1 pseudogene is annotated in these 239 nt (G+C 40.2%); it reads right to left on the reverse strand.

Annotation, left to right across the window (positions count from 1 at the left end):
* Nucleotides 1–239, reverse strand: a pseudogene (locus ACYQ4S_RS13055) (hypothetical protein); the annotation flags it as partial.

Raw genomic sequence — 239 nt, forward strand, 5'->3', positions numbered from 1 at the left:
ATTGAAATGTAGCGGAAGTCGAAAGAGTAGTTTTGGTTGTTCCAAACACAATGAGGCTTTTTAAGCAGAGGCACTGTTTCAAACTTCTTTTTCTTCCCTTTCTTAAACACACTTTTTGCATCCAAGGTAGCTTGTGCTTTTACAGCACTGGGCAAATAGGCCTCAATATCTTTGCTTGTTTTACGGGTAGGTTTTCTTTCTTCCACCATTTCCACTACAAGGGAGTTGATGGTCGAGAT

It is taken from the genome of Alkalibacterium sp. s-m-28 (genome assembly GCF_054658175.1).